Raw genomic sequence first — 9,941 nt, 5'->3', positions numbered from 1 at the left:
GCCCGACACGACCCGCGCCGCGCGGACCAACATCGCGCGCGCGGCAGGACCCCTGCCGCCCCGGCGCGAGGGCGGGAGCTCCCGGTTCAAGATGCAATGTGCCTACCGGTCGTCACCGCCGCTGTTGGCGTCCATCTCGGCCTCTTCGATGACGCCATGGGCCGCACCAAGGGCCGCATCGCGCTTTGGCCCGGAGACCGTCGTCCCGGCGTCATCAACCACCCGCACCGTGACCTCACGATGGGCGAATTTGATCCCTTCGCGCTGAAACAAGGCCCGGATTTCCTCAAAGACCTTTTTGCGCACCAGCCATTGGTCGCCCGGTTTGGTCATGAACTTCACCCGGATGATCATCGCCGAATCCTGCATCTCGATGACGCCTTGCGACTTCAGCGGCTGAAGGAAATTCTCCCCGATCACCGGATCCTTCAGCAGATCCTGCCCCAGCGCCTTGATCATCTTGCGCACCCGCTCCACATCGGTGTCATAGGTCACCCGCAAGGGAAGCTTCATGATCACCCAGTCCCGCGAGTAATTGGTCAGAACCTGGATTTCGCCAAAGGGAATGGTGTGCAACGGCCCAAGGTGATGACGCAGCTGGAACGACCGGACCGAGATTTTCTCGACCGTGCCCTTCACTGAGCCAATGTCGATGTATTCGCCCCGTCGAAAGGCGTCATCGATCAGGAAAAAGGCCCCGGAAAACACATCCCGCACCAGGGTTTGCGACCCAAAGCCGACCGCCAGACCGACCACCCCGGCACCGGCGAACAACGGGCTGACATTCACGCCGGTTTCCATCAGTGCGATCAGCACGATGCTTACGGTGACAACCGCAAGGATGCCGCCGCGGAACAAGGGCAGCAGGGTGGCCAGACGGCTGGCGCTGGAGCCGCCGCCCTCGTCGCCAAGTTCGCCGTCCTCCTCGTCCTGGTTTTCCTCTGCGATCTTGCTGTCGATCCAGATGCGCGCGATGTGAAAGACAAGATACCCGATGAACAGGATCGTCAGCACGTCGAGGATACTGTCCAGCACCGAGTCCGGTTCGATTCTGAAATCGGCATCCCACACCAGGATCAGCGCCAGCGCCCCCCCGGCAAAGGCCAGCACCCCCGCCGCCCGGCGCGCCAGATCCCGGAAGGTGGCGAGCGGATGCGCCTGTGGCCGGCGCACCAGCCTGTGCGCGCCCGGGCCCTGCTCCGCCGTCCCGGCAGCCGCGCCCGTACCCGAGCCCGTACCGGGGCCAGTACGGGGGCCAGGATCTGCATCAGGATCGGCGCCAGCACCCGTGTCGTCTGCCGCGTCAACATCTTCGGCCAGCACCAGCACCCGGCGTCGGCCAGCAATATGTTCGATCACATAGTTGATCAGCCCATAGACCACCAGAATCGAGCTCAGCACCGCAAAGAGCCCCATGTTCGGCGGCACCGGACTGGGCCGTTCCAGCACCAGATCAAACGTCAGCGCCAGCCACCCGAAGGCGACATAGCCAATGATCATCGGCGCCCAGATCCAGGACAGCAATCGCATCGGCCAGTCGATGCTCTGCCCCGCCCGCACCGCGCGGATCGCCCTGGTCACCGCCCGGCCATTGACCAGCACCATGGCGATCCCGAGCAGCGACGAGACCAGCACCAGAATACTGTAGGTCAGCGCATAGATATTGTAGTTCAGGCCAAAATCCTTGACCCAGGTGGCAACCATCACCGCCGCGATATCAAAGGTCGCAAGGGTCGACACCCAGAGATAGAGCCGCCGCGCATCGCGGTCGGTCAGACTGGGAATGCGATACTGACTGAGATAGGGCGACAGCACCATGCGCCACAGATCCGAAATCGTCCGGGCCCCAAAGAAGGTCAGATAGACCGCCAGCGACGTGAACTCGACCGACACATCGCCGGAGGGGCCAAAGACCAGCATGGTGACCACCAGCGCAAAGACCATCGCGACCAGCGTCGCCCCCAGCCCGGTGGCAAACCGCATCAGCAGGAACGGCATCTTGCCGGGATAGCCAACCGGATTTGCTTCGATGCGGCTGACCACGAAGCGCTGGATGAACCGCTTGCCGTAGACTTCGATCGACAGCCAGCGCCCGATCAACAGCAACAGGGTGGTGACGCCCAGAACCTCCAGATAGGTCATGATGCGCCCGTCCGGGCTGGTGGCCCGCAGGATATAGGTCATCTCGATCAGCGAATTGGGCAGCGCCTGCAGCCGTTCGTCCAGCTTTTCGCGAAAGCTGCGGATCTCGGTCTGGGCGTGCATCATCGCCGAGGCCTCGCCCATCAGCTTGTCCCCCTGCCCCTGCCCCGCGTCCGCGCCATCCGCGCCGATCACCGTCGCCGTTGGCACCGGCTGCCCCTGACGATCCACTATGACAACGCTGACCCCGGCTTCGCTGGCCTGACGGATGGCTTCGGCCAGGGCCGAGACCTCCGCACTGGCCTCCGGCGCCGCGCCGCCCGCGGTGGGCAGCGCAATTTGCGCCAGGGCGGGCAAGGTCATCCCCAAAGTCAAAAGCAGGGCGACGGCCCATCCCCGAAGGGCAAAAAACAGGCTCTGCATGTGGCCGTCTCCCCGGCGTTTGGTTGCTGCCGGCTGCGTCTGAGGCGAAAAAGCCGCGCAGCTGGCACAATTGCGCCCCAGATTGTCTCCAGATCACATCCGTTTGATTGCATGCCCGTGGCGTGCAGGCTATATCACGGTTGTTTAATCGCCTGCGATTTTGGCCCTGCGTGTTCGTCGGGCCATAAAAATGCGAGGCAGCGAAATGATAAAACCGGCCGCGTCTTGTTGCTGACAGGCACGCGACCGCAGGAATGTTGGGGCGGAATATGGCCAAGACCCAAGGCGCCACAGACTCCGGGCGCCGCACCTCTCAGCGGCCATGGCGCCCCCTCACACGCCCCTTGCGGTCAGGCGCAGGCCTGTGTCGCTGCGCGCCGCACCGCCGCCCGTGTGCCGCCACATGAGTGCGGATCTGGCGACGTCGCGGCCGCGCCTTGGCCCTGCCACGGTCCGGGGGCCACGCATCCTCTTTTACAGTCACGACACCTTTGGTCTGGGCCACCTGCGCCGGTCGCGCGCGCTGGCCAGCGCCATAACCTCGGCCGACCCCAAGGCCTCGGCGATGATCCTGACCGGCTCGCCCGTGGCCGGGCGCTTTGCCTTTCCCAACCGGGTGGATCACATGCGCCTGCCCGGCGTGATCAAACGCACCGACGGGTCCTATGCCAGCCGCACCATGGGCATGAACATCGAGGACACGACCGAATTGCGCGCCGGGCTGATCCGCTCCACCGCAGAGCAGTTCGACCCGGATATTCTGGTCGTCGACAAGGAGCCAACCGGGTTTCGTGGCGAGCTGCTGCCCACGCTGGAGCTTCTGCAGGAGCGCGGCAAGGCCAAGCTGGTGCTCGGTCTGCGCGATGTGCTGGATGAACCCGACGTGTTGCGGGCCGAATGGGACCGCAAGAAGGCCCTGCATGCGACCGAGCGTTTCTATGACGAAATCTGGGTCTACGGGCTGCGCGACATCTATGATCCGACCGCCGGGATCGACCTCAGCGCGCAGGCCCAGGCCCGGATGCACTGGACCGGCTATCTGCGCCGCGACCTTGGCACGGTAGGGGCACCGCCAGAGCAACCCTATGTGCTGATCACACCCGGTGGCGGCGGCGATGGCGCGATGATGGTGGATCTGGCGATCTCCGCCTATGAACGCGACCCGACGCTTGGGCCGCGCGCGATGCTGGTCTATGGGCCCTTCCTGTCCGGCGAGACCCGCGCCGCGTTCGAGGAACGGGTGGCCGCACTCGACGGGCGGGTCACGGCGGTCGGGTTCGAAAGCGAGATCGAGACGCTGTTTGTCGGCGCGCAGGGCGTGATCTGCATGGGCGGCTACAATACCTTCTGCGAGGTTCTGTCCTTTGACAAACCCGCGGTGATCGTGCCGCGCACCTCGCCCCGGCTGGAGCAATGGATCCGCGCCAGTCGCGCCGAAGAGCTGAACCTGGTGACGATGCTGGACGAAACCCGCGACGGCTGGACGCCAGAGGCGATGATCGGCGCAATCCGCGCGCTGGAACAGCAACCCGCCCCGTCGCAGGCGATCGCGGACGGGCTGCTGGACGGGCTTGACTACGTGACCCGGCGCGTCGACACATTGCTGCACCAATTGCCGCGCGAGGCCGCCGAATGACGCCAAAACGCCCGGCGCTCGCCGTGCTGGTAAAGGGATGGCCGCGCCTGTCAGAGACCTTTATCGCACAGGAGCTGGTGGCGCTGGAGGCGGCGGGACAGCCGTTCGAGATCTGGTCCCTGCGCCATCCGACCGACACCAAGACCCACCCGCTGCACGACCGATTGCAAGCGCCGGTGCATTATCTGCCCGAATATCTCCACGACGCCCCCGCCCGTGTCACCCGCGCCCGCGCGGCGGCACGGGCGCTGCCGGGCTACGCCGAGGCCTGGCGGATCTGGCGCGCCGACCTGCGCCGTGATCCGACCCACAACCGTATCCGCCGGTTCGGGCAGGCCTGCGTTCTGGCCACCGAACTGCCGGCCGAGGTGCGCGGGCTCTATGCGCATTTCCTGCATACGCCATCGTCGGTGGCGCGCTATGCTGCCATCATGCGAGGGCTGCCCTGGGGGTTTTCCGCCCATGCCAAGGACATCTGGACCTCTCCCGACTGGGAGATTTCCGAAAAGCTGTCGGAGCAGTCCCATGGCGCGGCTTTTGGCGCCACCTGCACCGGGTTTGGCGCGCGCCATCTGCAGGACATGGCCGACGGCACCCCGGTGGATCTGATCTATCACGGGCTCGATCTCGGCCGTTTCCCGCCGCCGCCTGATCGCCCGACGCGGGCGCCCGATGCGCCCTTTCACATGATGTCCGTGGGGCGCCTGGTGGAAAAGAAGGGCTTTGACCGGCTGATTGCCGCACTGGCGCTGCTGCCCGCCGGGCTGGACTGGCACTGGACCCATATTGGCGGTGGCGGGCTGGGGGATCTCCTGCAGGATCTGGCCGCCGACCTCGGCGTGGCGGACCGCATCACCTGGCGCGGGGCCTGCGATCAGCCCGAAGTGATCGACGCCATGCGGGGCGCGGATCTCTTTGTGCTGCCCTCGCGGGTGGCGGCGGATGGCGACCGCGACGGGCTGCCCAACGTGCTGATGGAGGCCGCCTCGCAACGGCTGCCCATCCTGTCGACACCGGTGTCCGCCATCCCGGAGTTCATCGAAACCGGCACCCACGGGCTCCTGGTCGAGGACGCGCCCGCCGCGCTCGCCGCCGCCATGCAGCAACTGGCGGCAACGCCGCAGGACACCGCCCGCATGGCCGAGGCGGCGCTGATGCGCCTGCGCACCGACTTTGCGATGCCCCCCGGTATCGCGCAGCTCAACACCCGCCTCACCGAGATGCTGGAGCGTTGCCCATGACCCGGCCCAGAGTTGCCTTTTACGCCCCGATGAAGGCGCCGACCCACCCTGTCCCCTCCGGGGATCGCGCCATGGCACAAAGCCTGATGACCCTGTTGCAGCAGGGGCCCGTTGACAGCGCCCAGCCTCCCGGTGCCCCGTCCGGCGGCCCCCAGCCCCCCGGTGCCCAGCCCAACGGCGCCGAGGTCATCCTGGCCTCCGATCTGCGGCTGCACGACAAATTGGGCGACCGCCCCCATCAGGCGCTGCTGCAACAGCGCGCCGCGGATGAGGTCAGCCGCCTTGTCGAGGACATGCCAGAGGTCGATCTCTGGCTGACCTACCACAACTACTACAAGGCCCCCGATCTGATCGGCCCCGCCGTCGCCGCCGCGCGTGATATTCCCTATGTCCAGATCGAAAGCACCCGGGCCAGCAAACGCCTGATCGGCCCCTGGGCGGATTTCGCGCAGGCGGCGCATGCGGCGGCGGATCAGGCCGAGGTGATTTTCTACCTGACCGATCAGGACCGCGACACGCTGGAGCGGGATCGCGCCGGGGACCAGGCGCTGGTCCATCTGCGCCCTTTCCTGTCGCGCCCTGATCTGCCGCCACCGGGCAGGCTGGACGGCCCGATGCTGGCCGCGGGCATGATGCGTCAGGGGGACAAGCTGGCCTCTTATGCGCTGATCGCTGAAACCCTGCGCCACCTGCAGGCGATGGCGCCAAAGGGGCGCGCGGGCGACTGGCGGCTCCAGATTGCAGGCGACGGCCCCGCGCGCGCCGAGGTGGAGGCGCTCATGGCCCCCTTCGGCAATCGCGTGATCTTTCTCGGGCAGCTCTCGGCCGACGCCATGGCAACAGCCTATGGTCAGGCGTCGCTGTTCCTCTGGCCCGGGGTCAACGAGGCCTATGGCATGGTCTACCTCGAAGCCCAGGCGCATGGTCTGCCCGTCGTCGCCCAGGACCGGCCCGGTCTGCGCGATGTGCTGCTGCCCTCTGCCGATCCCGCCTGCTATCCGGCACCGCAAACCGGGGCCTCGGGCCTCGCCGCCGCAGTGGCGCGCCTGCTGTCGGACGCAACAGAACGCGCCGCCATCGGACGGCGGGCCCGGGACCATATCGCCACGCGCCACCTGTGCCCCGCCGCCCGCGCAACGCTCTGGTCCGCGCTGCGCCCGCTGCTGGAACGCGGCAGGTGATCCGCCTCGCCCTGCTGCGCCACGGCCATACGCCCTGGAACCGGGCCGGCCGTATTCAGGGCCGCAGCGACATACCGCTTGATGAGGCTGCCCGCGCCGAACTGGCCGCGCAACGCCTGCCGGACGACTGGCCCCAGGCCGAGCTGTGGTCCAGCCCCCTGCTGCGCGCCACCGAAACCGCCACGCTGGTCACCGGACAGACGCCCCGCACCGACCCGGCCCTGACCGAAATGTTCTGGGGCGACTGGGAGGGGCTGAAGGGCGTCGACTTGCGCGCGGATCCCGCGTCGGGATTTCGCGACATCGAGTCCTGGGGCTGGGACTACCGCCCCCCCGGCGGCGAAACCCCGGCAGAGGTCTGGACCCGCCTGCAACCCTGGCTCGCCCGGCTGAGCCGCGACTCGGTGGCCATTTGCCATATTGGCATCATGCGCATGATCCTCGCCCGCGCCCATGGCTGGAATTTCGACGGCCCCGCCCCGTTTCAGATCAAACGCAACCGCCTGTTCGTGGTGGAGATCACCGACACCGGTCACGGCCTCACCCCCTGGTCCACGCCGGTCCGCCTGCTCCCGGCAGAGGTGGCAACGCCCGCGCCACCAGCCGCAGCCCCGCCGACCGACTCCACATTGCCGAATACCCCACCACCTGACCCGACATCGCCTGGGGCCAAGACATGAAGGTGCTGATCGCCGTCACCCATCTGTTGGGCACCGGCCATCTGTCCCGCGCCCTGACGCTGGGGCGCGCCTTTGCCGCAGCGGGCCATCAGGTCACCGTCTGCTCGGGCGGCTTTCCCGCACCGCAGCTTGCGACCACGGGTGTCACCTTTGCGCAACTGCCTCCGCTGCGCTCGGACGGGGTGGCGTTTTCCCGTTTGCTGGATGAAACCGGCGCGCTTGCGACCGCGGCCTATCACGCCGACCGCCGCGCGCGGCTGGTGACCTGCGTGACCGCGCTGCACCCGGATGTGGTGATCACCGAGCTGTACCCCTTCGGCCGCCGCGCCCTGCGCGACGAGTTCCGCGCCCTGCTGGAGGCCGCCGACAGCCTGCCCCAGCGCCCCCTGATCCTGTCGTCGATCCGCGATATTCTGGCGCCCCCCTCCAAGCCGCAAAAGGCCGAAGCGGCGGATGCGATGATCGCCCGCTTCTATGACGCGGTGCTGGTCCATTCCGACCCCAAGGCCACCCGGCTGGAGGTCAGCTGGCCGGTCTCCGCCGCGCTGGCCGCAAAACTGCACTATACCGGCTATGTTGCCCCGGCGCCGGCGGCGCCTCATCCTGCGGGCCTGGGGCGGGGCGAGATCCTGGTCAGCGCGGGCGGCGGCGGTGTCGGCGATGCGCTCTATGCCTGCGCCGTGGCGGCGGCCAAACACATGCCGCAGCATCCCTGGCGCATTCTGGTGGGCGGCAGCGACGCCGCCGCGCGGATTGCCACCCTCGCCGATCCGACCTCGCCCGCGCGGCTGGAGCCGGCCCGCCCCGAGTTTCGCGCCATGTTGCCACATGCGGCCGCATCGGTCAGCATGTGTGGCTACAACACCGCGCTGGACCTGCTGCAATCCGGCGTGCCAAGCGTGCTCGTCCCGTTTGATGCCGGCAGTGAGGTGGAACAATCGCTGCGCGCGCAGAGCCTCGCGCCGCTCCCCGGTTTCGCGCTGGAGCCTGCAGCCAGCCTGACGCCAGAGCGGCTCTGTGCGGCGCTGCGTCAAGTCATGCAGGACACGCAACGCAGCCTTGACGGGTTTGAATTTGACGGGGCCCGCGCCAGCGTGGAGATTGTTGCAACGCTGCTGAGGAGGCAGCGTGCATGAATTTGGGGAGATCGCATGACACCGGACTGGGACGCGCTGGACGCCGAACTTGAGCTCTGGACCGCGGCGGGGCTGCGCCTGCCGCTCTGGTGGCGGGACGACGATGCGGTGGCCGGCAGCGCCGCTCTGACCCGACTAGAGGCTCTGGCGGCTGCCTGCGACATCCCCGTCCATCTCGCGGTGATCCCCGAGGGCGCCGGCGCGGACCTGGCCGAGATCGTGCAAACCTCGTCCCATCTGGTGCCGGTGGTGCATGGCTGGGCCCACAGCAACCACGCGCCCGATGACCGCAAGACCTGCGAATTCCCCAGCACCCGCCCGGTGGACGAGGCGCTGAACGATGCCGAACAGGGCATCGACCGGCTGAAGCATCTGTTCGGCCCGCGCCTGCAACCGATGTTCGTGCCGCCCTGGAACCGGATTTCGCCCGGCCTGCTGCCCTGGCTGGCGGGCCTTGGCTATGCAGCGCTGTCCACCTATGGGCCGCGCAAACGCGAACTGGCCGCGCCGGGTCTGGTGCAGATCAACACCCATATCGACCCGATCGACTGGAAGGGCAGCCGCAGCCTGCTCCCGCAGGATCAGATCCTTGCGCCGCTGCTGCTGCAGCTTCAGGCCCGGCGGGAGGGACGGCAGGACCGCACGGAACCGCTTGGTCTGCTCACGCACCACCTTGTGCATGACGCGGCAATCTGGGAGTTCAGCGAGACCCTCCTGCGCCGCCTGCTGGACGGGCCCGCGCATCCCTGGCGCTACAGCGAAAGGATCAGCTGAGATGAGCCGACTAGACAGTATGCTGCGCCGCCTGACCGCCCAGCGGGACGGGCTGAACTGGGCCGCCGCCGCCATTTCCGAGGTGTCCGGCGATGTGCTTGATCTCGGCCTGGGCAACGGGCGCACCTACGACCACCTGCGCAGCACGCTGCCGGAGCGCCGCGTCTGGGTTATCGACCGGGTGCTGCAATGCCACCCCTCCTGCGTGCCGCCCGAGGCGGATTTCCTTCAGGGCGAAGCGGAACCGATGCTGGCCCGGCTGGCGGCCAGTGATCACCGGCTGGCGCTGGCGCACTACGACCTTGGCTTTGGCGTCAAGGATCAGGATGTGGCGGAGGCGGCAAAACTGTCGCCCGCACTGGCGGCGGTGATGGCACCGGGCGGATTGGTGATTTCGGGTCAGCCCTTGGTCGGCTTTACAGAGATCGACGGCCCCGCAGGCATCCCGGAAGGGCGCTACATGTTCTACCGGGCGGGCTGACGCGCGCCAGGCGGCGCGCCAAAGTGACCTTCACCGCCGCAGCCCGACAGATTACAGCCCGACAGGCAGCAGTCAGACAGGCAACCGTCTGACAGGCAGAAATCAAATAAAACCGCAGTCAGACAAGACCGCAGCCCGGCAAGAGGGCCGGGTCGAAGGCCCGCGCCAGCAATCGCCGCCCGCCTTGCCAGAGGTTTTGCGCTTTGCTGTGCAAATCGCGGTGGCGCCGGGGCCGCGCCCTGCGGGC

7 protein-coding genes and 1 pseudogene are annotated in these 9,941 nt (G+C 67.5%); 7 read left to right on the top strand and 1 reads right to left on the bottom strand.

Annotated elements, in window-relative coordinates:
* Positions 1-102: 102 nt before the first annotated feature.
* The gene (locus TRIHO_RS03340) at positions 103-2,565 is read right to left on the bottom strand and encodes a mechanosensitive ion channel domain-containing protein (RefSeq protein WP_408646174.1); all 2,463 of its coding nucleotides are present in this window, start codon (positions 2,563-2,565) and stop codon (positions 103-105) included.
* Positions 2,566-2,968: 403 nt separating this feature from the next.
* Between TRIHO_RS03340 and TRIHO_RS03335 the strand changes: the two genes are divergently transcribed.
* From TRIHO_RS03335 to TRIHO_RS03305, 7 genes and pseudogenes are all read left to right on the top strand, one after another.
* Positions 2,969-4,201: a glycosyltransferase family protein gene (locus TRIHO_RS03335; RefSeq protein ID WP_068240403.1), complete on the top strand. Its 1,233-nt coding sequence runs from the start codon at positions 2,969-2,971 to the stop codon at positions 4,199-4,201.
* Positions 4,198-5,442, top strand: coding sequence for a glycosyltransferase (locus tag TRIHO_RS03330; RefSeq protein ID WP_068240401.1), 1,245 nt, complete (start codon positions 4,198-4,200; stop codon positions 5,440-5,442). Before TRIHO_RS03335 ends, TRIHO_RS03330 begins: the two co-directional genes overlap by 4 nt.
* A complete protein-coding gene (locus TRIHO_RS03325; protein WP_068240399.1) occupies positions 5,439-6,623 on the top strand; it encodes a glycosyltransferase family 4 protein in 1,185 nt (394 codons plus the stop codon). Before TRIHO_RS03330 ends, TRIHO_RS03325 begins: the two co-directional genes overlap by 4 nt.
* A pseudogene (locus TRIHO_RS03320) lies at positions 6,620-7,195 on the top strand (histidine phosphatase family protein); the annotation flags it as partial. The gene TRIHO_RS03325 and the pseudogene TRIHO_RS03320, both read left to right, overlap by 4 nt.
* A 104-nt stretch (positions 7,196-7,299) precedes the next feature.
* Complete coding sequence (locus TRIHO_RS03315) at positions 7,300-8,439, top strand: glycosyltransferase family protein (protein ID WP_068240397.1); 1,140 nt, start codon at positions 7,300-7,302, stop codon at positions 8,437-8,439.
* Between the two features lie 15 nt (positions 8,440-8,454).
* Positions 8,455-9,213: a polysaccharide deacetylase family protein gene (locus TRIHO_RS03310; RefSeq protein WP_068240396.1), complete on the top strand. Its 759-nt coding sequence runs from the start codon at positions 8,455-8,457 to the stop codon at positions 9,211-9,213.
* 1 nt (position 9,214) lies between these two features.
* Positions 9,215-9,694, top strand: coding sequence for a class I SAM-dependent methyltransferase (locus TRIHO_RS03305; RefSeq protein ID WP_068240394.1), 480 nt, complete (start codon positions 9,215-9,217; stop codon positions 9,692-9,694).
* Positions 9,695-9,941 lie beyond the last annotated feature (247 nt).

This window comes from Tritonibacter horizontis (assembly GCF_001518015.1).
Classification (GTDB): Bacteria; Pseudomonadota; Alphaproteobacteria; order Rhodobacterales; family Rhodobacteraceae; genus Epibacterium; species Epibacterium horizontis.
Note: the sequence above shows the minus strand (reverse complement) of the source record. Positions and strands in the feature narration are given on the sequence as shown.

Bases quoted from the DNA above. Each gene is read 5' to 3' on its own strand.
- TRIHO_RS03305 (WP_068240394.1), top strand. From the start codon at position 9,215: ATGAGCCGACTAGACAGTATGCTGCGCCGCCTGACCGCCCAGCGGGAC.
- TRIHO_RS03335 (WP_068240403.1), top strand. From the start codon at position 2,969: ATGAGTGCGGATCTGGCGACGTCGCGGCCGCGCCTTGGCCCTGCCACG.
- TRIHO_RS03315 (WP_068240397.1), top strand. From the start codon at position 7,300: ATGAAGGTGCTGATCGCCGTCACCCATCTGTTGGGCACCGGCCATCTG.
- TRIHO_RS03310 (WP_068240396.1), top strand. From the start codon at position 8,455: ATGACACCGGACTGGGACGCGCTGGACGCCGAACTTGAGCTCTGGACC.
- TRIHO_RS03330 (WP_068240401.1), top strand. From the start codon at position 4,198: ATGACGCCAAAACGCCCGGCGCTCGCCGTGCTGGTAAAGGGATGGCCG.
- TRIHO_RS03325 (WP_068240399.1), top strand. From the start codon at position 5,439: ATGACCCGGCCCAGAGTTGCCTTTTACGCCCCGATGAAGGCGCCGACC.
- TRIHO_RS03340 (WP_408646174.1), bottom strand. From the start codon at position 2,565: ATGCAGAGCCTGTTTTTTGCCCTTCGGGGATGGGCCGTCGCCCTGCTT.